Consider the following 22,928-nt stretch of genomic DNA (forward strand, 5'->3'; position numbering starts at 1 on the left):
CTTCTTTCGACTACGACATGGCCGGTGCGGGTGCCTTGACGCTCACCACCGGCATGGCCCCTCCTCCGGCGAAAGACAGGCCGGCGGAGAGGCATGATTTCAGGGCTTCGTCGCGTTCGGAGGCGGGCAGTGTCCCGAGCGCGATCAGAAGCGCGGTGTTGACGGCCTTTGCGGTCAGATCGTCAGGCATCTCGACCCGGTGTTCCTGGTTCGGAGACAGCGACCCGCCGGACCAGCCCGCAGCAAATCCGATCCAGACGGACGCACTGTCCGCGCGCGAGGCTTCCGCTGCGGCATGCACCGCAGCGCGCGCGTCCTCGTCGCCTTCGCGCACCCAGGTTTCGCTCAACGCCAGCACCTGACGGTCGTCCTCGCTTCTGGTCCCGTCAAGTCCGGCGACGCAATTCATACCCCACCAGACGGACTCCCGTTTCGGCAGGACATGGGCAAAATAGGCAAGTGCCGTCAACGGCTCCTCGCCTTCCTGCAGTTCCATCGCATAGTCTTCCGGCGCCAGTTCGCCCGATGGTTCGCTGACAATATCAGAGAGCTCCGGATAAGCTTCAAATACCTGTTTGGCCCTTGTAAAGCGGATACGTGATCCCATCAGCTCTACTCCTGTTCTTTTTCTGTTGCCGCAGTCTCAGCACCGCGCCGTCAATTGATCATCACAAGTCCGCCCTTCAGCTTCAACAACGCACTGCCGGTCACATTGTGCATCGTGCCCTTGGTGTTCAGCACGCCCGAGGCAATCACGTCGATCTTGGCGGACTCGATCTTGATCGACGCCGGTGTCATGGTGATCTTGCTGGCGCCGCAGATGAACTCGATCTTCGAGCCGGCCGTCACCTTCCATTTCATTCCGATCGTCTCGGTCGTGTTGTTGCCGACATCCTCGGTCCGGTTGACGTCGATCCGCGTTTCCCGGCAATTCTTGACATGCAGCATCTCGTCATTCTCGATGACGGTCTCCATGTCCTTCTCGGCGTGCATGCCGATGAGTTCCTGTCCTTTCGAATCGTCGAACACGAACTCGTTGTAGCCGCCGCCGCCCTGTGTCGAGTCGGACTTGATCCCGGCCTTGTTCTTCTCCCCCGGCAGGGAATACGGCGGCATGTTTTCCGCATTGTAGACTGTCCCGACAATGATCGGCTGGTCCGGGTCCCCTTCCAGGAACTGAACGATGACCTCCTGGCCGACACGCGGAATGTAGATGCCGCCCCAGTTCTTGCCGGACCAGACCTGGGCCACACGCACCCGCCGGGACTGCGTCTTGTCGCGATCCCAGTGAAATTCGACCATGATCTGACCGTATTCGTCCACATCGATTTCGCCTTGCCCCACGACTTTCGCGGTCTGCGGGCCTGGAATACGGGGCTTGCCCGTCACGGCGGGCGTCCGGAAGGGAATATCGGAGGCCAGAACATCATATGTGCCGGTGTAGGCCTCTCCCTGGGCACCGCCGGCGCCTGTCCTGTACTGTTCGGCGATGATCTGGTGACTTGCGCGCACCACAAGGTATTCCTTGTTCTGCGGCCCGTGGGGATGCTCCTTCAGCGTGAACAGGCCTCCGGCATGGATCCGCGGCACTTCGCCTGCGGTCTCGATCCGCTTGTCGGCGGCCTGTTCGGCCTCCAGCCGGATCTTGGAGAAATTCGTGCCCTTGTCCTTTTCCGTATAGCGGCCGGGATAGTCGTAGCGCTCCAGTGACCCGGCGCGGTAGGACGATCCCGCATCGCGGTCCGCCTCGAGCGAGGCGCTCGGTTTCTCGAAATCGTAGTCGTTGACCGCAAATTTTCCGGTCCGGAACCGGCGCGTCGGGATCCAGTGATACAGATGCTCTTCTTTGCGCTGGTTGTCCCCGCCCAGAGGGATAAACGGAATCGCCGGATCCCCCATGATCGGGCTGTAGGAGGATTTCGCATCGGCCAGTATCATCGTGTGCTTGCCGTCTTCATGCTCGAAGAAATACGAAATCCCGTTTTCCTCCATCAGGCGGCGGCAGAAACCATAGTCCGATTCCCGGTACTGGACGCAGTAGTGGATCGGATCGTAGCTTTCGGTCAGCTTCTTTCTGTGGTCGGCGAAATCATGTTCGCCGAGAACCTGGGAAATGATATCCGGCGCTGTCATGTCCTTGAAAATACGGCAATTCGAGTTCTTGGTGAGCAACCAGAACCAGGGCCGGAGAACCAACCTGTAGATGTAATAGGAATCACGGTGCCCGAGCCATCTGGCATCAGTCAGCAAGCCGTCAAAGTACCGGGTGTCGCCATTGTTGGTGAGCACCTTGACCGTCATGTGCGTCGCGATCGCCTGGTCGAAGTCCAGATCTTCCTTCTGGCTGACAACCTCAAGACGGATTTCGAAATCGTCGCTCAGACCCTCATCACACTCGACGGTGACGATGGAGAGCTCATCCGCGCCGAAGACCGACGTCAGTTCGGCCATCCGCTGCTGTTGTTTGAGTTGTCCTAAGGCCACGAAAGATCTCCTCGGAAAAACTTTGGTTCTGACAGGGGCAGCCGGTCAGCTGCCGTCCTCCAGTGCCTATTGCGTTTCCGTCAAAAATAATGTGCTCAAGAACACAATTGTTGCAAATACTTTAAACGCTATATTTCGTGCCGATCCAAGGGCGCCCTGCCCGTGAACTGATTTCGAGCCTACTAATTCGGCCACTATAGATTACTACTTAGCCTGCTCATCAACATCAATCCCGCAGCTCCGCCCCTTGCCAAATCGCTACAAACCGACATACTGACATCAAATCGCACTTTAGTGACTTTCGCCACACTATTATTGTCAAGATATGGCACGATGTATTTCGAAGCCCGATGCGAAAACGCATTCGACCACTCCACAAGGGAGGATTGAAGCCGTGACCCGAATTATTGATTTTTCCATACTCAAAAAGCCTGTCCCAGGCGCTCGCCGCCGCGTTCTGTCCGCGACCGCGGCAGCTCTCCTGATCGGCGTTGTATTCACTCCGGTCCTGCCGGCCGCCGCACAGGACCCGACCTATTCCGCCGATGAGGTGACCCGTCACTTCAAGCAGCTCAAGACGCGTTCCCTGAAGCCCACCGGAAGGACCCGGGCGCTGTGCATCGGCACGCGTGACGAGTGCAATCCGAATGCGGCGGCGGAAGCTGGTGGACAGGTTGCCGTCACCCAGGAAAATCCGGACGCGCCAACCGAAGCGACCGCATCAGGCCCCGCCGAGCCGCTTGTCGTCGACCCGGAAACCCAGGCGATCGATGTCGCATTCAATCTTCTGGTGTCCTTCGAATACGCTTCGGCAAAACTGAGCCCTTCCGCGAAGGTCAATTTGAGCGAGTTCGCGAAAGGCATCAGGGATCCGGATCTTGCCGGTGCAACCTTCGTGATCGAAGGCCATACGGACGGGATCGGCTCGACGTCCTACAACCAGCGTCTGTCCGAAGACCGCGCGCGGGCGGTGAGCGAGTTTCTCGTGGGACTGGGCGTTGGCCGTGACCGGCTGAAGACAGTCGGCTACGGGAAGTCGAGACCCAAGGTCGCCGATCTCAACGATCCCTCGAACCGGCGCGTCGAAAGCAAGCTGATCCTCGAACAGTAGTCACCGAACAAGTCAGGCCCGGTCGGCTGAAATCCGGCCTGGCCTGCAGCAGACATGGGGCCGGACCCGGAGCATTTGTCCGGGCTGGGGGGCAGCAATGAGTTTTGATCCGGAAAAATACGGCACCGAAGTCGCGCCAGGCGCCGGCTGTGGACCGGACCTTTACGATACCGAGCCGGCCTTTGCCGCGCTTCTCGATTCTTGCGAAGAACTGCTGCCGGAACGGTTCAGCGAATTCGACCGCGCCGAAATCGACTTTTCCGACCTCTTCAAGCAAATGGACGGGTTCCTGAAGCAATCCAGGGACCTCAGGCTGCTCGTCGCCCTGGCGCAATTCAGCGTGCTGAGCGGTCAGCTCAACACGTTTGCCAATGCGGTTCGCATTATCCGCAAGCTGCTGGAAAACTATTGGGACGGCGTCCACCCGTCCGACGCGGACTTCGGCTTCATGGAACGGGTCGGTACGCTCGAGGCGCTGAACAGCAGGCCGTCGGTGTTCCTGCCGCTCGAGGCGGCTGCTCTTTTGAAGACGCGCCGGACCGGCCCGATCAGTTACCGCGCGATACAGATCGCCGCCGGCAACGCGACGGCGCGGCCCGACGAACACACGATTTCGCTCGGTGCCATCGAAGCGGCACTGACGTCCGGAGAGATCGAACAGGATGCCATAGAGGAAGTTCTGCAGGATCTTTCCGACCTGCCGGGCGAACTCGAGGCCATTGCCGAAATCTGTACGACCCGGCTCAAGGAAAGCAATGCAAAGGCGGCTCCTCCCGATTTCGAGGCCCTGACGTCTCTCCTCAAGGAGATGGGCGCCGACCTGAACCGGAGGCTTGGCCGGAATTCGGACGACACGGAAGAGCCCGTGGACGATCCGGAGCAAGACACCGATGGACGGGCGCCTTCCACCGACAACCAGGCGGACATAAAGAACGCGGCGCAGGCAAAACTCATCCTGGATGCGGTCGAGGACTATTTCGCCTCGAGGGAACCCTCCCACCCGGCGCTGTTTCTGGTGCGAGAGGCCCGCGGTCTGGTCGGCAAGTCCTATCTCGACGCCCTGAAGGTGCTCATGCCGAGGCGGTTTGACGACGTTGCGCTGCTGCTGGGCACAAGCGGCCTGCAATTGTCGAATGACAGACTGAACGATCTCAATGACGGCGACGACCGGGATCTGGGCGACATCGACGGCTTTTCCGTCATGGTGATCGAGAACCGGGCCGACGCAATGAAAGGCATCGCTTCGGTCAAGGGCTATTTCTCCGCCAACGAACCGACCAGCCCGATCCCCATGCTTCTCGACGAGGCCCAGAACATGAGTTCCGGCTCCTTCACCGGTCTGCTCAATCTGTTCCTGCGGCCGGAAGACGACTGATCCCGGCGATGAGACCGCTTTTCGCCATTTCCGCGAACTCCAAGCTTCTTTCTTGACTCATTCGAACAACAGGTCCTCAATATTTGAAAGAAAAATCCAAACCGTCGATGGTGTGACTGCGATCACTTCCTGTTTCGAACAATCGCAGTACATAGATATTCAAGAGACGAAACGCAGGTTCACTGACTAACCGAACAAATAAGTTTTCTGCGTCCGTATTTGACTAAATAACGATCCCTGTTTTTTCGGATCACGAAGATGAAAGGCGAGTAAAATGGCTTCCAATAGTGGGCAAGGTTTTATCAAGCGCAACCGGCCTCCCCGGGTCCACATCTTCTATGAAGATCCGTTCGATGCGGAGCAGAAGGTCGAACTGCCCTTCGTCATGGGCATCATGTCGGACCTTTCCGGAGACAGCCCCGGTGTCGAGAAAGCCGACATTGACGACCGCAAGCTTCTCGATATCGACATGGACAATTTCTCCAAGCGCATGGAAGCCATCGAGCCCGGCACCGCTTTCACGGTGAAGGACAAGCTGTCCGGCGAGGACGACACCAAGATGAGCGTTCAGCTCCGTTTCAAGAGCATGGACGATTTCACACCGGGCAAGGTCGCCGAACAGGTCCCGGCCCTGAAGAAACTGCTGGATGCCCGCCGAAGCCTTGCCGCATTGCGCACGATGATGGACGGTCGTGTCCAGGCGATCTCGCAACTGGAAGAACTGACGAGGGACCCGGCTTTGATGCAGGCCCTGGCACAGAAAATCGAAGCTGAAAAATCCCAGTCTTCCGACAATTCGGCAGACGGCGACGGCACGGAGGAGGCGTAAATGAGCAACACGGATACGAGCGCCCAGTCAGGCGGCGCAGCTGCCGGCGAAGCCACCAGCGAACAGAGCCCCGAGGAATTTGCCTCGATCCTGAAACAGAATTTCCGCATCAAGAACGAGAACGAAACGGCCAACCAGCTGGTTGACACCGCCATGTCGACGTTTCTCGCGGAAGCGCTTTCCGACCAGGGACTGATCAAGGATGATGTCTACGACACCATCGACGAGATGATCGCCAAGCTGGACGAGAAACTGTCGGAACAGGTCAACGAGATCATTCACGCGCCGCAGTTCCAGACGCTGGAAAGCGCATGGCGCGGACTTGACTACCTGGTTCACCAATCCGAAACGGATGCGTCGCTGAAGCTGCAGTTCCTGAACATCTCCAAGAACGAGCTTGCCGGCGTCTTCAAGAGCTACCGGGGTGCCAAGTGGGACCAGAGCCCGCTGTTCAAGCAGATCTACGAGGCCGAATTCGGTCAGCTCGGCGGCCAGCCCTACGGCTGTCTCGTCGGGGACTACGAATTCTCCTACGAACCCCAGGACATCACCATCCTGCGCGGCATGGCGAAAATCTCGTCTGCGGCTCACGCGCCCTTCCTCGCCGCGGCCAATCCGCAGCTGATGCAGATGGACAGCTGGACCGAACTGCCGGCCAAACGCGACCTGTCGAAGATCTTCGACACGGAGATCCACGCACAGTGGCGGACCCTGCGCGAATCCGAGGATGCCCGCTACCTGGGCCTGACGATGCCGCGTGTGCTCGCCCGTCAGCCCTATGGCGCCAAGTCCGATCCGGTCGAGGAGTTCGCCTTCGAAGAGGAATTCGGTGAGGACAGCCACAACAATTACGCCTGGATGAACTCCGCCTATGCAATGGCCGCCAACATCAACCGGGCGTACAAGGAATATGGCTGGACCGTGCGGATCCGCGGCGTGGAAAGCGGCGGACTGGTCGAGGAACTGCCGACGCATGTCTTCGAGACGGACGACGGCGGCGTCGACCAGAAATGTCCCGCGGAGATCGCGGTTTCGGACCGGCGCGAGCATGAAATCTCCCGCCTCGGCCTGATCCCGCTGATCCACCGCAAGAACACCGATCAGGCGGCATTCCTGGGGGCCCAGTCGGTCTTCAAGCCGCGCGAATTTTCCGGCAAGGACGGCAAGGACGCCACCGCGTCCGACAATCTGTCCGCACGCCTGCCGTACATGTTCGCGACCACGCGTTTTGCCCATTACCTCAAGGTGATGGTGCGCAACAAGATCGGGTCGACCAAGGAATCGGCTCAGCTGCAGCGCTGGCTGAACGACTGGATCATGGATTATGTCGACGGGGATCCGGACAACTCGACCGAGGAAACGAAAGCGCGCAAGCCGCTCCGTGAAGCCAAGGTCACCATCGTCCCCGACGAGGAGAACCCCGGCTACTACCGTGCCCAGTTCTTCCTGCGTCCGCACTACCAGCTGGAAGGCATGGACATCGGCATGAGCCTGGCGTCCCGCATCCCGCAGGACGGCACCTGATTTTACGAATTGCCGGAGAGGCGGGGTCCGCCCCTCCGGCATGCATCCCCAAAGGATGCGGTCCGGCTCAGCCGGGCGGAGGTACAAACAAGTCGCGCAAGCGTCTAGGGGTTTGGACCGTGAGGTCCGAGGTAGTTGTCAGATTTAGCAGACGTTGTGCCAGGATTTTTCACCTGGCCGTCAACACCCAAAAGGATCTATTCAAATGGCTGTCGATTTTTTTCTGGAACTTGAAGGCATCAAAGGCGAAGCTCAGGACAAGGCCCACAAGGACAAGATTGACGTCCTGTCCTGGTCCTGGGGCGCCTCCCAGTCGGGAACCACCCACATGGGCGGCGGCTCCGGCTCCGGCAAGGCTCATTTTCAGGACCTGAGCATCACCAAATTCGTCGACAAGTCGACACCGGTGCTGCTTCAGCACGTCTCGACCGGCAAGCACATCACCAAGGGCACTCTTTTCGTGCGCAAGGCGGCCGGCGATACACCGCTGGAATACATCAAGATCGAGATGAAGGACATCATTGTCACCAACGTCTCGACCGGCGGCAGCGGGTCCGATGACCGGATCACCGAAAGCTGCACCCTGAATTTCGGTGAGTACAAGTACATCTACACCGAACAGAAGAACGACGGTTCCAAGGGCGCCGCTCCGGAGTTTGCCTGGGACATTGCGGCAAACGAAAAGAAATAAGGCTTCGGCCTGCATGGCTGCCGCGCTCTCGCGCGGCAGCCTGTTTTTTAAGTGCTGGCCGGTGGCCGACTTGCGGACCAGAGCGTACCGCCGACAAAACGACAATCAGTTCCAGGGGAAGCAGTCAGCGTGGGCATGGCCGATGGCTAAATCAACCGTGAAAATGCACTCCCCGTTGATGTGGGCCTTCCGGGCCATGGAAGACCGGGACTACAGGGACTCCCAGGCCAGGCAGAAGGAAGACAAGACCGTCGGAAGCCTCCGCTCCGGCAGACGCCTCTCCAGAGCCTACGGCGTTTCGGAACACACGCTGCTCGCGGAAGTCCGCCGCGATCTCCAGGCCCTGCTCAACACGGTCAATCTCAATTCGACACAGGATCTGTCCGATTTTCCGGAAGTCGCGTCTTCCGTCCTGAATTTCGGCCTTCCGGATCTCTCGGTTCACATCGTCGACACCGTGCGCATCGACCGGCTGGCTGAGGACATTCGCGTGGCTCTGACGCGCTTCGAGCCTCGCATGGACCCGCGCAACCTGCAGGTGACGCGCGACGACAGCACGGACGGCGACACGTTCAAGGTCCGTTTCATCATCAAGGCGGAAATCCGTTGCGATCCGATCCGGGTCTCGAGCGAATTCATCGCGGACGTCGATCCGGCCTTTGGCAGGATCAAGATCATCGGGGCAACTTCATGAATCGCGAATTTCTGGACCTCTACAATCAGGAACTCATCTACCTGCGTGAACAAGGTGCCGCCTTCGCGGAAGCCTATCCCGCGGTGGCCGAGCGGCTGGGAGGCCTGCTGGAGGACCGCTCGGATCCGATGCTGTCCGGTTTGCTGGAAGGCACCGCATTCCTGTCGGCGCGTGTTCAGCTCAAGATGAAACATGAATTCGCCGAATTCACATCCAATCTCTTCGAGCAGCTCTATCCGACCGCCCTTGCCCCGATCCCCTCGATGGTGCTGGCGCGGGTGGTCCCGAAATACGGCGATTCAAACCTGCGCAACGGCATCAAGATCAGCCGGCATGCGCCGATGGAAGCCGTCTTTCGCGAAAGACAGGGTGAAGTCCGCTGCCGCTTCACGCTGACGTCGCCGATCACACTGACGCCGCTTGAACTCACGGCCGCGAAATACCTCAGTTCCGCGGCCCAGGTTTCCGGCCTTGGCGCAGACATGGCGGAGGATCGCCGCACGCGGGCGGGGCTTGCGATCACGCTCACCCACCGCATGGCGGAAGACCGCGAGAACGAGGTCTCGGCGGAAGAGGCGCTGAAAAAGCCAGAGTACCAGGTTGCCGGCTGCCGTATCGACGATCTTCCCGTCCGGCTGATCGGCCCGATCGACCTGGCAGCGAAAGTCTACGAGCAGATCTTCGGTCACACCATCGCGCTTTATCTGAGAACCGAGGACGCCTTCGGTCAGGCAAGCCTGCAGCGCCTCCCGGCAAACGCGATCAGGCAGCTCGGCTTCGACGAGGACGACGCGCTGCTCGGAAACGACCTGAGGCTGTTCACCGGGTTCGACCACCTGCGCGACTATTTCAATTTTCCGCGCAGCTACCTGGGTTTTCAACTGACCGGGCTGCGCCGCTATCTCGACCGGATAAAGGCCAAGTCCTTCGACATTATATTCGTGTTCGACGAGGCCGATTCCCGTCTTCCCGCTCATGTCGAAGACAAGATCTTCGCCCTGCACACGACACCCGCCGTGAACCTGTTCGAGCGTCAGACGGACCGGGTCCCGATCAAGAAGGGGCAGCACGAGTTCGCGGTCATTGCCGACCGGACCCGGCCGCTCGACTACGAGGTCCATTCGGTGACCGAGGTCAACGCGCATTTCTCCGGCGGTGAGAAACGTGCGATCGAGCCGCTCTACAGCGTTGCTCCGGACACGGAAAAAGCCGGACACGAATGGTTCTACACGATCCGGCGGCTGCCGCGCCGCCAGTCTTCCAGTGAAGTTCGCCGGCAGCAGCCAAGTTCCTACATCGGCACCGAAACCTTCATATCCATCTCCAGCGGCGCGCAGGCGTCTGCCCTGCTTCAAAGCGGCAAGAAACGCCTCGCGGAGCTGTCGCTGAAAGTGATGGCATCCAACCGCGCACTGGCCGCGGATCTTCCTGTGGGCGCCGGTCAGGACAAGGCCCCGACCGGCGATTTCCGCATTCTGGAGGATGTCGGCCTCAAGGTCGATTGTGTCGCTGGGCCGACCGCTCCCAGGCCTCCGCTCCTGTCCTACAACGAGCGCCTCGGCGAAGAGGGCCATGCCGGTGCCATCGCCTGGCGGCTGATCAACATTCTTGCGCTCAATCATACCGGGCTGGTTCATTCGGCCGCCGGCGAGGACGGACGTTCGTTTCGCGACATCCTGAGCGTGTTCGCGCCGCTTTCGGACAATGCCGCCGACCGCCAGGCGCAATCGGTCCGGTCCGTTTCCACACGCCCGGTGGTGCGCAGGCTCCAGCAGAAGTCGGGGACCGGCGTTGCGCGCGGTCTTGAAGTCACGATTACGCTTGATGACAAGGCATTCGAGGGTGCGAGCGCATTTCTTCTGGGAGCGGTGCTGGACCGGTTCGTCGCGGAATACGCGTCCATCAACCACTTTACCCAGTGCGTGATCGCAACGACGGAACGCGGCATCATCATGAAGTGGCCACCCAGGATCGGCGCGAAGGGGATCCTATGACAGGTCCCGAAGACGACGACCTGACCAGGCGCCCAAAGGCAGCGGACAAGACGATCGTTCAATTCGGCGGCACGGACCGGGCCGCGTGGCCCGAGCCGGATCCATCCGATACCGAAAAAGCGCCCCCCACCGACGTCGCCTCGGTCGACCAAGCCGGTGAAACCGGCGATTTGGCGACTTCGGAGGCCCCGGAGGTTTCGGAAAGTTCGGTGGCGCCGTTGCCGGACGCGGGTGAAACACCCGAACCGGAAACAGAGCCGGGCGAACCTTGGCCGGCATCTGCGATGCACGGCGACGGCACTGCGGAACCTTCTGCCGGCGACGAGACACCGGATGGGGACAAAGATCTCACGGCGCTTCAGACCGGGGGACCGCAAGACCCTCCCGAAACCCTGGCCAGCGATGAGGAGGAAGAGCCTCCCGAGGCTCCCAGGATCGAATTGCCGGTCCAGCAGCAATATGCCTCGCTCCTGGCTGCCCTGAGTGAACGGATCGAGAAACACCCCGGTGGTCACGATCTTCTTGCCGTCCTGCGCATGCTGGAAGGTCAGACTTCGCCGGAAGCCAATGCACCGGGAGCCAGCGCCTCGGGAGCCAACCTGACGGGGATGGGCCCGAAGCAATCCGGGGAACCCGCACCGCCACGGATCGGCAAGAGCCGGCGCATGCTGGAAGACATCGTCCGTTTCGGCCAGGATCCGTCCAGTGAATTCGCGCCTTCGACCATCGAGCGGGCGACGCGAGACGCCGACGGTGGCCTGGTGCTGCTGGAACGATTCCTGGGCATGCTCGGCCCTCAGGGCGCCCTGCCCGCGTCCTACACGGACGAGGCGATCATGCGCGGCCTGCGCGGCGACGACAGCTTCCCGCGCTTTCTGGATGTGTTCAACAACCGCTTCGTGCAGCTGTTTTTCAGGGCCTGGGCGGATGCCCGCCCGATCGTGCAGCACGACAGACCCGACGACGACCGGTTCCTGGCGTATATCGGGTCGTCAATCGGCATCGGCACGCCGATCTACCGCGATCTCGACCGCATCGACGACCGCCTGAAACTTCTTTATGCCGGACTGACGTCCTCCAAGACAAAAAGCGCCCCGCGCCTGAAAGCACTGATAACCGGCGTGTTCGGCGTGAAGGTGGATATTGACCAGTGCGTCGGCACCTGGCTGCATCTCGACAAGGACGATCAGTTGCAACTTGGCGGTTTCGGTCCCGGTGGCGCGGGACAACTCGGCGCCGACACGATCGTGGGTGCCAAGGTCTACAGTGTCAGCGACAAGATCCGCATCCGGATCTTCACACGTACTCTCGAGGAATACCGGAAATTCCTGCCGCCGACACGTGCGCGGCCCAATCCATGGACCGAGAAGCTCTTCGATCTCATCGATTCCTATCTGGGACTGGAGATCGAGTACGAAATCGAACTTGCCTTGCCGAAACGCTGCGCCTCCGCCATCGGCATGGACCGACGCAATTCGGCAACGCTGGGCCATATCGGCTGGCTGAAGCCGCCCGCGCCGGCGGAAACAGGAGCGGAAGAACCGCTCGAAGACGAGGAAATGCTGACCGATACGCGTTTCCGTCCCGTCCGCCGACACACCACCGTTTATCAATAGGTCTCAAGTCTGAAGGACCGGTACCATGAGTGACATTTCAGTAGAAGACGTTGCGTACAAGATCACCACGATAGCCTACGAGAGCCTCGACAAGGCAATGCGGCTGACCAAGGACACCGGCCATCGGCATGTGGAGCTGATGCACTGGTTCTACTATCTGCTGCGGAACGAGAAATCGGACCTTTACCAGATACTGCGCCATTTCGATGTCGATCTGAGTGCTCTCGACAAGGACCTGCAGAGTGCGATCTCTGATCTCAAGATCAATCAGACCGAACTGCCGTCCATGTCCAAACCTTTCCTCGAAGCGCTGCGAGGCGCCTGGTTCGTGAGCACGCTCAGCTTCGGCGACTACAAGATCCGCTCGGGCCATGTGCTGATCGCGGTGCTGGACGACGATACATCGCGGACACAATTGTTCCGGCTGTCGTCTGCGTTCAACAAGCTCAAGCGCGATGAAATCGCGAACAATCTGGACGCAATCGTCGACGCCTCCGGCGAGGCCCGCTCTCGCCCGATTGACGGTTCCGGGCCCAAGACCGCGGCAGACGGCGAGCGGCCGGCCGAAGCCCTCGCGGCAGGAGGCCCCGGCGAGGATGCCCTGTCCCAGTTCACGGTGGATTTCACGGCCCGGGCCCGGGCCGAGGAATTCGACCCCATCGTCGGGCGCGACGAGGAAATCCGGCAGGTCATCGATGTGCTGATGCGCCGCCGCCAGAACAATCCTATCCTGACCGGGGAAGCCGGCGTCGGCAAAACGGCCATCGTCGAAGGTTTCGCCCAGAAGATCGTTGCCGGCGATGTTCCGCCCGCCCTGCTGGGCACACGGCTGTGTGCGCTCGACCTGGGCCTGCTGCAGGCCGGGGCCTCGATGAAAGGCGAGTTCGAGAAGCGCTTGCGCGCGGTGATCGATGCCGTGCACGGGTCCCTGATCCCGACCATCCTGTTCATCGACGAGGCCCACACCCTGGTCGGCGCCGGCGGAGCGGCGGGAACCGGGGATGCCGCCAATCTTCTCAAGCCGGCGCTGGCACGCGGCACGCTGCGCACCGTCGCCGCCACCACATGGTCGGAATACCGCCAGCATTTCGAGAAGGACCCGGCCCTTACCCGGCGTTTCCAGCCGGTGCAGGTTGACGAGCCGGACGAGGAAAAGTGTTTTGCCATGGTGCGCGGACTGCTCGGCCCGATGGAAGACCATCACCAGGTGCGTATTCTCGACAGTGCCGTGCGCAGTGCGGTTACCCTGTCCCATCGCTATATTCCGGCCCGCCAACTCCCAGACAAGGCCGTCAGCGTCCTGGACACGGCATCGGCACGGGTGAACATCTCCCAGGCCGCCCAACCGGCCAGGCTGCTCGATCTTGTGGCCAAGAAGGGCTTCCTGGAAACCGAGAAACGGGCCCTGACCAACGACGCCGAACTCGGCATGGACCAGGACGAAAAACTCGACACGCTGAACACGGCAATCGAGGACACCGAAAAGAGCATCGAGACAGTCCGGTCGGAATGGGAGCGTGAACGCAAGCTTGTCGCGGAGATCCGCAGGCTGAACTCGGCGCTCATACAATTGCGGGGCGGCGAGCCGGCACCGCATCCGGAAGGCGGTGCCATCGAGGATCCCGGGAGCGAAGGTCCGGCCCTGGTGCCGATCGACGAGATCAAGCTCGATCTGGACGTGGATCTGACCAGTGAGGACGCCATTCGCGATGCCCTGAATGCCAAACGGGCGGAATTGTCGGACATCCCGGAGGACGACCGCATGGTCTATGCCTATGTCGATGACGAGGCCGTTGCCAGCATCATCTCCGACTGGACCGGAATTCCGGTCGGCCGGATGGTGCAGGACGAAATGCAGACCATCCTGAGCCTGACAGAAAACCTCACCAAGCGCGTGATCGGACAGGCCCACGGTCTCGGCATGATCGCCAAGCGGATCGAGACCAGCCGTGCCCAGCTCGGCAATCCGGAAAAGCCGATCGGCGTGTTCATGCTGTGCGGCCCGTCCGGCGTCGGCAAGACCGAAACCGCGCTGGCGCTCGCCGAAACGCTCTATGGCGGTGAAGAGAGCATGATCACCATCAACATGTCGGAATTCCAGGAAGCCCATTCCGTTTCCGGACTGAAAGGGGCGCCTCCCGGCTATGTCGGCTATGGCGAGGGGGGCCGTCTGACGGAAGCCGTCCGCCGCAAGCCCTATTCCGTGGTTCTCCTGGACGAAGTTGAAAAAGCCCATCCCGATGTCCACGAAATCTTCTTCCAGGTCTTCGACAAGGGCTGGATGGAAGACGGCATGGGCCGGAAAATCGATTTCCGCAACACACTGATCCTGCTGACTTCGAATGTCGGCACAGAGATCATCATGAACGCGGCCAGCCACATGCTCGATTCTCCGGTGTCCAGCGATCCCGACCTGGCCGCGACGGACCCGAACGCACCGGATCCCGAACAGCTGGCGGAAGCTCTGCGCCCCGCCCTGCTGGACGTCTTCCCGCCTGCCTTGCTCGGCCGCATCGTCACGATCCCGTATTTTCCGCTGTCGCCATCCATGCTCGGGTTCATCATCCGGCTGCAGCTCAACCGCATCGTCAAACGGGTCCGGCAGAACCGGAACGCGGAGCTCGTCTTTGGCGACGATGTCGTCGCCCATATCGTTTCGCTGTGCCGCGATCCGGACAGCGGCGGGCGCATGATCGACAACATCATCACCAATGATCTCCTGCCCAAACTGTCGCGGGCCTTCCTGACCGCGCAGATGAACGGGGAAGAGATCACGCAGGCCACGCTGAAAGCGGGTGAAGACGGAATCGAGATTGAAACCGGTTCCCCGGACTGAACGGAACGCAAAAACGAACCCCGGCCTGCTGACAGGCCGGGGTTCTCGATTCCAGGTCTCCAGCCGGGACTGAAGCGGGTCTCAGATACCGATCAGAACGGTGAATTCTCCGGTCGTTATGACACCGCCCTTCGCGGTGGGGTCTCCCATGCGCGCGGCCGGCAACTTGCCGATCAGCACGGTCGGTGACCCGAAAACGATCGGATCCACATTTGCCGGAGGCGGACCGACGCATACACACAGGTCTGTCTGACGGGCCGCCGGGCGCTTGCCAATCAGCACATTCACCTTGCATGGCGGCGCAATCGGAAGACCGGGCGGTACGGGCGTCATCGCGCACATATGAAAATCACCCAGTCGGGCTGCCGGTTGTGACATCTTTGCCTCGGAGCTTGTTGCGTCCCCCGCAGACTATACATCACAAATCCGGAGCGATGGGATCTGCGTCACACTTCTGACGGTCCATGGCGCATTCTACCAGGGCGTGTTGATTCCGCGCCATCTGACCGCGCCTGGAGGTCCTTCGGCCAGACGCGTGTCGCGGGGCCATGCGGGGCATCGGCCAGGACGCGCGGCGCTCATTGCCGACGGACCGGATCAAGCCATCAGACAGCGTCTTGTTCGTCGAGCCTGGTATTCCGCCTAGTGGACTGTCAGGATCTCGGTGATGGACTTCTGATAGTCTCTGATATCGCTGCCGGCAACGGATTGCGGCGCATCCGAACCGGCCTCCATTTCAAATGAAAGCGGATCGGTCGGCTCGCCACGCATTCTGATTTCGAAGTGAAGATGCGGGCCTGTCGACAGGCCCGTGGTTCCGACATACCCAATCAGATCACCGGCCTGAACCACGGATCCAAGCTGAATGCCATCGGCATATTCATGCATGTGGGCATACCGGCTGGTCGTGCCTTCCTTGTGGCTCAGCTCTATGAAGTTGCCATAACCGCCGCGCACATCGCGGTAGGACACCTTCCCGGAGAATGCCGCCCGGATCGGCGTTCCTGTCGGAGCCGCCCAGTCCACACCTGCATGCAGTCTTTCCGTTTTCTTGATCGGGTGGAAGCGCATTCCGAATTTCGAGGTGAGCACGCCTTTCACCGGAACAAGCATGGCCCCCGACAGACTGACCTTGCCGCCCTCGCTCACGCAGGCAAACCCCCGGTTTCCCGGCGCCTTCATGACATAGCAACGCACTGACCAGTCATTGCCTTGCCGAACGCCGGCGAACAGAACCTTGCCGCCGCCGCGCTTGTCGTCACGCGGCACGTCGGTAAACACCAGGGTGAAGCGCTCGCCCTCCCTGATCGGCTGCTGCAGGTCCGTCATCGGAGCAAGATAGGCGATTGCCTCGCCGACGATGGAGGCGGGCACGGCGTTGCGGACCGCCGTGGCATAAAGACCGTCAATCAGCCGATGGCTTCTTGTGTCGGCAGACTTCCGATCGTCATCGATCCTGTCTTGTGCGATTGTCTTGCCGAACCAGGGATCGGCCCCATGGACATAGGCCGGCCCGTCGCGCTCGTTCGACAGCGCGGCGGTGCCCAGGTAATCGTCCGGGGTGTAGATGGAAACCTGTACCGGCCGGTAATAGTCGCCGACACGACCGAGCCTGTTCGGCATCCTGATGCCGCGCAACGCGATCTTGTCGCCCGCGACCAGATCGCTCTTGTTGAATTCGGTTCCGGCAAACTCAAGCAGGGGCTTGATCGCCTCCTCCTCAAAACCGTTCTCCAAAAGGTAGGCTTTCAGGGACACGGCTTCAGCGATTTCCTGCCGCAGTTCGATCCGGCTCGGTCCCTGCCCGATCGGCCGCTCCGAAAGATAGAGATCCAGCGTGTCCGTGGAGGGTTTCAGAAACACCGGCAGATCAGCCGGCTGATCGGAAGCGGCGTCCTGCTCGTCGACAACAAGGCCGTCGGACTCGTCGCCACCGCCGAAATTGCCGAACTGAAAGTCCGCTTCACTGCCGGGCGCGCGGATGACCAGTTTGCCGTCGTCGTCCAGCATCCGGCTGTCGAGAACAAATGCACTGGCCGCCGGGATTCCCGATTTCAATTCTCCGTCCGCGGCAATCGGCACGGCCCGCGCCGACAGATCGACGCGCCGGCTCGCGGCGCTGTCCTTCAGCAGAACCGGATCGCCAGCAAGCGGAATGACGGCGGAAAGGGCCATGTCGTAAAACGGGTCGGCTGGAATGTTCAGTTCTTCTTCGTTCGCGAAGGCCGCCTCCGCAGGCGACTGCTGCCCGGCCTCGGAGACCTCCGATTCCTCCTCACTCGGCAGCTCCGCGATTTGTTCATCCGGAGCATCGGTGGCCGTGGCTTCGGCTCTTTCAGGAAGCGCGGTCTCTTTCGGAGGCGAAAAGGAAATGGCACCGCTCGCCAGCAGGTGGGCGATCCAGCCGCCGGCCCCGCCCAGAACGAGGCACCCGAAAGCCAGTGCCAGAAACCCTGCCCTGGAACTGCGTCCGGGTGCTTTCTTCTGCGGTGGTGGTGGCGGCGGAGGTGGCGGAGGTGGCTTTCCACCGCCCGTTTGCGCCCCGATGGGAGCGGCACCAGCCGGCGCGGCACCTTGCCCGGGACGGCGGATGACGGTCCGGTCGTTTTCAGGACGAGACGAACCCGGGCTTTGGGTGTCAGGCCATTGAGCCATGCAGAGACCTTGGGTCACGAATTCTGTTGACTAGGGTGTGAACTCATAAATGAAGATGAAATGGTTTGAGGCGAATTGGTCTTCATCAAGGAGCAAAAGCGCAGGAAATGTGTTTCATTTTCATGCCTTTCGCGACGCAGAGGAGGACCAATTCGGTCAAATCCGGAGGATGTGGAAATGGCTTCACCCCGTGTTGTCAGCGTGCTTGACCGGGCATGACGCCCGCTCCGCGCACGCTTCCTAACGGGGGGGTCTCCATTTCCCATGCCATTTCGTCTTCATTTATGAGTTCACACCCTAATGTGATGGCGAAAAACGGATGCCTCGTCAAGGCGAGCCGGTTTGACGGGAGCGTTCCCCCGGGGCGTGGTACTGGCCGGAAGCACGTTGAGCCATCACCTGCATGCTCATCGCCTGACTCTAACTCGGGAACCGGACCAGTCTGGACCGGCTGTCCCCGGTGTTGGGGGCCGGAAGACTGTCCGTCGGCTCCATGAACATCTCCGACCGGTCCAGCGTGAACACCGAAATGCCTGTGCTCAGGCCCCGCAACTGTCCTGTCCAGATTTCCAAGGCCCGGTAGGTTCCAGGCAGTTTTTCCGCAACCGATTGACTGACCGCCAGGCGAACCTTCTTGTCCTTGGCGACCGCCTCGATGCGGCTGGCCGTGTTGACGGTGGTGCCCATGACGGTGAAAGAGCGCCTGTGTTCACCGCCAATGTCCCCAACAAGAACCGGGCCCTGATTGAGCGCGATGCGCAGGTCGAGCTGCTCCTGCCCCGTAATGACGCGCAAATGGTCCAGCAGTTCGATGATTTCAATCGATGCATCGACGGCGGCCCGTTCGGGTTCCTCAACGGAATTGGGCGCGTTCCAGACCGCCATGATGGCATCACCGATGTATTTGTCGATGTAGCCTTCATGAGTGGTGATCACCTTGCCTATTTCGTCGAAACAGGCGTTGACCACCCGCACCACATCCGTATCGGCCAGTCTCTCCGACATTTTTGTGAACCCGACGATATCGATGAAGGCCACGACCACGTTTCGTGTATCGCCGCCCAGTTCGGGCAGCTGTTCCGATCGGGCCATATGCTTGATCACGTCCGGTGCCAGATAGTGCCCGAAAAGCCGGACAAGGGACCTTTGGCGGCGTTGCAGAAGCCCCACTTTGCCGACCCCGGCCAGAACCAGTGAACTGACGAAGGCAACGGGAGCCGCGCCCGGCGCCGGCAGAATACCGAATTCGAGGCCCGCCAGACCGATCCCCAGGCCGCACATGACACCGCCCACCGCAACGACCGGCAGCAGGGACAGCGGCAGGAACAGGCCGGCGAGCGCTCCGGTCAACGCGAAGACGATCGCCAGGCCCGGTTGAAATCCGGCAGGTGGCTCGAACGCGACGCGGCCCGACAGCGCCGAGGCGACAAGGTCGGCGAGAATAAAGACCCCGGCGGTCTGGGGCTGAACCCGGGGGCGGCCGCTTGGGCCCGTCTCGACGGCTCCATCGACCTGGGGCGGCAGAAACCGGTCTGAATAAAGGTGCTCGTCCTCATAGGGCAGCAAGCCGCCGAACAGAACGACCCGCCCTTCAACAAAGCGCTTGAGCTGCGCCCGTCCCTGTTCGCTTTCCAGAAGATCCAGCACATCGATCAGCGAAAGATAGGGAACCGAGGTCGCCAGTCTGGCAGACGGTATCGCGGTGTATTTCTTGCCGATATCCGCCTCGGCCAGGCCCATTACCGCATCGACGAGATGGGGCGACTGGGAGAGCGGAAGGCTGGGTGTATGCTCGCGGACGACACCGTCGCTGTCCGTCGAGACGATAACGGAGCGCACGCCGCCCTGCCCTGCCGCCGCCGAGAAGGTCCGGTGCGGAACACCCACCTCGGTATGCGCGATAAACACGCGGCCCCGGTTTTGGTAGACGAACCTCTGAAAGGGAAGATCGAACCCCGAAAGGCGCGAGTCGCCGGTGCTCGGATCGACAAAGTCATCGGCGCTGTAGGCGAACACAAAGTCATAGCCGAGTGCCAGCGCACCGGCGTCAAGCACCGCCTGCCCGGCTTCCGCCAGCACCGGTGTCATCAGGACACGCGGAATGGGAGCCAGCCTGTCGGAAGCGAGTGATGTCTGGTCCAGTCCGACCACGAGAACGGGTGCGCGCTCCTGCCGTTCCACACCGACAACCAGCGCACGTATCTGAAAGAGGCGGTCCGTCACCCACCCTTCCCAGATGGCCTTTTCAGAGGACATCCCAACGGCGAAACCAGCCCCCGTCGCAATCAATGCTATGAAAGCGAAGAGCTGTTTCCGGCCGAAGACTGCGTCCGCAAACCGGCCGCCGAAAATCATTTTACAATGACAACCGCGGTTTTCCGCCCGACCTGGACCGGATCAATGGTGATCTTGCGCATGATGACGCCGAAGTCCGGCGCCTTGCCCTGAAGGAAGAGTTCAACCTCCACGGCCTCGTTTTCCGCTTCACGGTCCGGCATTTCGGTCAGAATATTGTCCAGAACATCGAAACGCTTCGGCGCACCACCGCCGAAGGACACGAATACGGTGTCATATTCATCCCGCAGCTTGTTGTCGAAGCGAAGCATCAGCGAGGCCGCTTTCTTGGTCTCCAGATCCAGGCCACGCAATGTGACGGTCAGCCCCTTGTCCGGCTGCTGGCTGTCCGATCCGCTGTTCGCCTGCAGGCAGTTGCCGGCCCGCAGAACCTCTTCCTCACCACCGGAAATGGCATATGCGCCGGTGGTGACGGATAGGGTGCCGGACTTGATCCGGACTTCCTGGCAGGCCGCATAGTCGAGAAGATCGACGTGACCCGTCGCTCCCAGATCGACCACATCTCCGGGCATAAGTTCACTGAAAGCCTGCACCTGAACGCCTTCCGACCTGTCCAGGACAAGCGCAACCGGCTCGGAAAAGGCAACACCCGTGCCGGCGGCCATGCCCAGCAGAAACGCGGCAAATGCGTGAACTGACCGGGAACATCGTCTCATGCGAATGATCTTGGACACCTGTTTCATGACCAACTCCTGGATCTGTGAACTCTCCACGGCCCGGACGAGAACCTGGTCCGCCGCGATTTCAAATGATGATACTAGCAAAGCGTGGCGAAAAGAGTGTGGCCATGGTCACACAAACAAGAATTCCGCGGCACATGTGCGAAAGCGATTTCAATCGGCTAGCCGGCCGGTTGCGTGTAGACCGCCGCAACGCCGATCGCGTCTGCCGATTTGCCGACAAGCTTCAACAGACCGGGTGTGATCGCCGTATTGAGTTTGCGACCGTCCAGCGCCGTGAGCACGCCAACCAGTTGCGGCATGGGTTCCTGAGACCGCACCATGACAATATGGTCGGCACCGAATGGCAGGGCAGCCCTGAGGTTCAGGACATAGGGCAGATCGGCCCCGACTGTTGTGTCGGTGCCTTGCGGGTCAGCCCTCCTGTCGGGGGCCAGAAGGCGCAGGGTTCCGTCGGCCTCGACGCCGAAGACGGCCATGTATCCATCCCGGTCCGAGGTCAGGCCGACCTTGAAGGGAGACCCTTCCGGAATATGACCGACCGACGGCTGCAGCCGTCCTTCGATCGGCTGACGTTGCCGGGAAAGCGCATAGAGATCGGAGAGAAATACCCATTTCGAGACGACCGCGCCGAAGCCGTCCGCGTTCGCCGCACCGGCGCGCAGAACGACATCGCCGAATTTTGTCAGGACATCGCCTTCGTCCACGTCCCAGTAGAGATCGGCCGCCCCTTCTTCAATCACCTGCAACCGTCCCCCGTGGTCGCCTGCCAGGTTTTTGAGAACAGGCAGCGCGGCCGGGCTGCTTGCGGTGATTGTCAGGGTGCCGTCATCGCGTTCCAGAATGTCGTCCACCACCCTCGGAAGCACGGCGGCACGGGTCTGGCCGCCGATGCTCAGGCTCGGCGATTGCCGTCCTTCCGTCGCGACGCGGACGGTCTCCTGGAGAAAGCGGCTCAGTTCCTCCATGGAAATGCCGCCGTCCTTGTCCAGGTCGGCGCGTCCCTCGACACCGCGTGCGAAGGCCCAACTCAGGGCACCTCTTGGCTGACCGGCAATCACGAGTTCGGGGATCACCTGCCCGTCGACGGTGGCGCCGACGTAGATCACATTGGCCAGTGACTTCACATCCTGCCCGTCAGGCGCAGGATCGGCGAGGACCGGATGCGGCTCTTGTGACCGCAACACGTCGTTTTCCAGTGGTGGCAGGCCCACCAGGCGAGTTCCAAGACGCGTGATTCTGGGATCGATCGACCGTGTCATTGTGCCGGAATGGCAACTGTCCGCCAGCACGAGCACGCTGCGTCCACCCGCCGCGCGCAGCATCGCCGCCACGTCGTCATCGCGCAGCCGCTCCCGGTTTCCCGGTGCCGTCAGGCTAAAATCGGCGAGCAGAAAGACCTCGTCCATCCCGTCCTTTTCGGACCCGGCGACCCATTCGGTTTCCTGCGCGCCGTGCCCGGCATAAGACAGAACCAGAATATCGTCGGGCGCCGACCGGGACAGGAGCGCCTGCCAGGAGGTCAGCACCGCCTCACGGGTGGCTTCCCCGTCATAAAGGGTGGTCAGATCACCGACACCGGCCGCCGTGAGGGTCGCCGCGATATCCTTGGCGTCGTTGACGGCGCCTTTCAGCGGCGACACATTCCGGTAGGCATCGACCCCGATGACAAGGGCGCGCCATTCGCCCGCCACCGTCGGCGACACGCACAACAGCGCGAGCAGCACCCCGCAGACCGGCGGAAGCAAGCGCCGCCGGACGCGTTGATCAATTGACTTGTACATGACGTTTACTCTCGGTTGCCGATCAGCCCCAGGAACCGCCGCCGCCGCCACCGGGGCTGCCACCGCCGCCGCCGCCGCCACCACCGCTTTCGCTACCGCCGCTGTTGCCGCCGGATTCCCTGGGCACGATTACCCGCGCGGGCGTGCGCGGCGTTGTGGTCGCGGTGACCGGCTTGGCCGTCCGCGTAGCCGCGGGTGCCGCGCTGTTGCCGGCGTTCTGTGTCTGGCACCCGGCGAGCCCCATGGCAAGGACGCCGGCGACCGGCAGAATGAACTGAAACGATTTCATTGAATATCTCC

The 22,928-nt window shown here is 61.2% G+C and carries 17 protein-coding genes; 9 read left to right on the plus strand and 8 right to left on the minus strand.

Annotated features, from left to right (window positions below; all coding sequences use genetic code 11):
• Positions 1 to 10 precede the first annotated feature (10 nt).
• Both WNZ15_RS20920 and tssI read right to left on the minus strand, forming a co-directional pair.
• On the minus strand, positions 11 to 607 hold the full coding sequence (locus WNZ15_RS20920; protein WP_342894959.1) for a hypothetical protein: 597 nt from the start codon (positions 605 to 607) through the stop codon (positions 11 to 13).
• Between the two features lie 50 nt (positions 608 to 657).
• Positions 658 to 2,484 (minus strand): type VI secretion system tip protein TssI/VgrG, encoded by a 1,827-nt coding sequence (gene tssI / locus WNZ15_RS20925; protein WP_342894960.1) that lies wholly within the window; start codon positions 2,482 to 2,484, stop codon positions 658 to 660.
• A 394-nt stretch (positions 2,485 to 2,878) separates the two neighbouring features.
• On the opposite strand from tssI, the gene WNZ15_RS20930 reads away from it, so the two are divergent.
• The 9 genes from WNZ15_RS20930 to tssH all read left to right on the plus strand — a co-directional run bounded on the left by WNZ15_RS20930 (position 2,879) and on the right by tssH (position 15,154).
• Positions 2,879 to 3,595 carry an OmpA family protein gene (locus WNZ15_RS20930; RefSeq protein ID WP_342894961.1) on the plus strand — a complete coding sequence of 239 codons (717 nt, stop codon included), beginning with the start codon at positions 2,879 to 2,881 and terminating at the stop codon, positions 3,593 to 3,595.
• A gap of 97 nt (positions 3,596 to 3,692) precedes the next feature.
• Complete coding sequence (locus tag WNZ15_RS20935; protein WP_342894962.1) at positions 3,693 to 4,970, plus strand: type VI secretion system ImpA family N-terminal domain-containing protein; 1,278 nt, start codon at positions 3,693 to 3,695, stop codon at positions 4,968 to 4,970.
• Between the two features lie 274 nt (positions 4,971 to 5,244).
• Positions 5,245 to 5,799, plus strand: coding sequence for a type VI secretion system contractile sheath small subunit (tssB, locus tag WNZ15_RS20940; protein ID WP_342894963.1), 555 nt, complete (start codon positions 5,245 to 5,247; stop codon positions 5,797 to 5,799).
• A complete protein-coding gene (gene tssC / locus WNZ15_RS20945; protein WP_342894964.1) occupies positions 5,800 to 7,323 on the plus strand; it encodes a type VI secretion system contractile sheath large subunit in 1,524 nt (507 codons plus the stop codon).
• Positions 7,324 to 7,528: 205 nt separating this feature from the next.
• The gene (locus tag WNZ15_RS20950; RefSeq protein WP_342894965.1) at positions 7,529 to 8,014 is read left to right on the plus strand and encodes a type VI secretion system tube protein Hcp; all 486 of its coding nucleotides are present in this window, start codon (positions 7,529 to 7,531) and stop codon (positions 8,012 to 8,014) included.
• Positions 8,015 to 8,156: 142 nt separating this feature from the next.
• On the plus strand, positions 8,157 to 8,708 hold the full coding sequence (tssE, locus tag WNZ15_RS20955) for a type VI secretion system baseplate subunit TssE (protein ID WP_342894966.1): 552 nt from the start codon (positions 8,157 to 8,159) through the stop codon (positions 8,706 to 8,708).
• The gene (tssF, locus tag WNZ15_RS20960) at positions 8,705 to 10,702 is read left to right on the plus strand and encodes a type VI secretion system baseplate subunit TssF (protein WP_342894967.1); all 1,998 of its coding nucleotides are present in this window, start codon (positions 8,705 to 8,707) and stop codon (positions 10,700 to 10,702) included. The genes tssE and tssF overlap by 4 nt, the downstream gene beginning before the upstream one ends.
• Positions 10,699 to 12,318, plus strand: coding sequence for a type VI secretion system baseplate subunit TssG (tssG, locus tag WNZ15_RS20965; RefSeq protein WP_342894968.1), 1,620 nt, complete (start codon positions 10,699 to 10,701; stop codon positions 12,316 to 12,318). The genes tssF and tssG overlap by 4 nt, the downstream gene beginning before the upstream one ends.
• Positions 12,319 to 12,343: 25 nt before the next feature.
• Positions 12,344 to 15,154 (plus strand): type VI secretion system ATPase TssH, encoded by a 2,811-nt coding sequence (gene tssH, locus WNZ15_RS20970; protein ID WP_342894969.1) that lies wholly within the window; start codon positions 12,344 to 12,346, stop codon positions 15,152 to 15,154.
• Between the two features lie 81 nt (positions 15,155 to 15,235).
• Here tssH and WNZ15_RS20975 read toward each other — a convergent pair whose 3' ends face one another.
• The 6 genes from WNZ15_RS20975 to WNZ15_RS21000 all read right to left on the minus strand — a co-directional run bounded on the left by WNZ15_RS20975 (position 15,236) and on the right by WNZ15_RS21000 (position 22,917).
• Positions 15,236 to 15,496: a PAAR domain-containing protein gene (locus WNZ15_RS20975; protein WP_342894970.1), complete on the minus strand. Its 261-nt coding sequence runs from the start codon at positions 15,494 to 15,496 to the stop codon at positions 15,236 to 15,238.
• Between the two features lie 300 nt (positions 15,497 to 15,796).
• On the minus strand, positions 15,797 to 17,809 hold the full coding sequence (locus tag WNZ15_RS20980) for a M23 family metallopeptidase (protein ID WP_342894971.1): 2,013 nt from the start codon (positions 17,807 to 17,809) through the stop codon (positions 15,797 to 15,799).
• Positions 17,810 to 18,229: 420 nt separating this feature from the next.
• A complete protein-coding gene (locus WNZ15_RS20985; RefSeq protein ID WP_342894972.1) occupies positions 18,230 to 20,164 on the minus strand; it encodes an adenylate/guanylate cyclase domain-containing protein in 1,935 nt (644 codons plus the stop codon).
• Positions 20,161 to 20,847 (minus strand): hypothetical protein, encoded by a 687-nt coding sequence (locus WNZ15_RS20990; RefSeq protein ID WP_342894973.1) that lies wholly within the window; start codon positions 20,845 to 20,847, stop codon positions 20,161 to 20,163. Before WNZ15_RS20990 ends, WNZ15_RS20985 begins: the two co-directional genes overlap by 4 nt.
• Before the next feature lie 158 nt (positions 20,848 to 21,005).
• Positions 21,006 to 22,628, minus strand: coding sequence for a caspase family protein (locus tag WNZ15_RS20995; RefSeq protein ID WP_342894974.1), 1,623 nt, complete (start codon positions 22,626 to 22,628; stop codon positions 21,006 to 21,008).
• Positions 22,629 to 22,650: 22 nt separating this feature from the next.
• The gene (locus WNZ15_RS21000; protein ID WP_342894975.1) at positions 22,651 to 22,917 is read right to left on the minus strand and encodes a hypothetical protein; all 267 of its coding nucleotides are present in this window, start codon (positions 22,915 to 22,917) and stop codon (positions 22,651 to 22,653) included.
• Positions 22,918 to 22,928: the final 11 nt, after the last annotated feature.

The sequence above is a fragment of the Roseibium sp. AS2 genome (assembly GCF_038900065.1).
Lineage (GTDB): Bacteria > Pseudomonadota > Alphaproteobacteria > Rhizobiales > Stappiaceae > Roseibium.

Coding starts and splice junctions, on each gene's coding strand:
- WNZ15_RS20975 (WP_342894970.1), bottom strand. CDS start 15,496: ATGTGCGCGATGACGCCCGTACCGCCCGGTCTTCCGATTGCGCCGCCA.
- WNZ15_RS20980 (WP_342894971.1), bottom strand. CDS start 17,809: ATGGCTCAATGGCCTGACACCCAAAGCCCGGGTTCGTCTCGTCCTGAA.
- WNZ15_RS20920 (WP_342894959.1), bottom strand. CDS start 607: ATGGGATCACGTATCCGCTTTACAAGGGCCAAACAGGTATTTGAAGCT.
- tssC (WP_342894964.1), top strand. CDS start 5,800: ATGAGCAACACGGATACGAGCGCCCAGTCAGGCGGCGCAGCTGCCGGC.
- tssE (WP_342894966.1), top strand. CDS start 8,157: ATGGCTAAATCAACCGTGAAAATGCACTCCCCGTTGATGTGGGCCTTC.
- tssG (WP_342894968.1), top strand. CDS start 10,699: ATGACAGGTCCCGAAGACGACGACCTGACCAGGCGCCCAAAGGCAGCG.
- WNZ15_RS20990 (WP_342894973.1), bottom strand. CDS start 20,847: ATGAAACAGGTGTCCAAGATCATTCGCATGAGACGATGTTCCCGGTCA.
- WNZ15_RS21000 (WP_342894975.1), bottom strand. CDS start 22,917: ATGAAATCGTTTCAGTTCATTCTGCCGGTCGCCGGCGTCCTTGCCATG.
- WNZ15_RS20995 (WP_342894974.1), bottom strand. CDS start 22,628: ATGTACAAGTCAATTGATCAACGCGTCCGGCGGCGCTTGCTTCCGCCG.
- WNZ15_RS20985 (WP_342894972.1), bottom strand. CDS start 20,164: ATGATTTTCGGCGGCCGGTTTGCGGACGCAGTCTTCGGCCGGAAACAG.
- tssF (WP_342894967.1), top strand. CDS start 8,705: ATGAATCGCGAATTTCTGGACCTCTACAATCAGGAACTCATCTACCTG.
- WNZ15_RS20950 (WP_342894965.1), top strand. CDS start 7,529: ATGGCTGTCGATTTTTTTCTGGAACTTGAAGGCATCAAAGGCGAAGCT.
- WNZ15_RS20935 (WP_342894962.1), top strand. CDS start 3,693: ATGAGTTTTGATCCGGAAAAATACGGCACCGAAGTCGCGCCAGGCGCC.
- tssH (WP_342894969.1), top strand. CDS start 12,344: ATGAGTGACATTTCAGTAGAAGACGTTGCGTACAAGATCACCACGATA.
- tssB (WP_342894963.1), top strand. CDS start 5,245: ATGGCTTCCAATAGTGGGCAAGGTTTTATCAAGCGCAACCGGCCTCCC.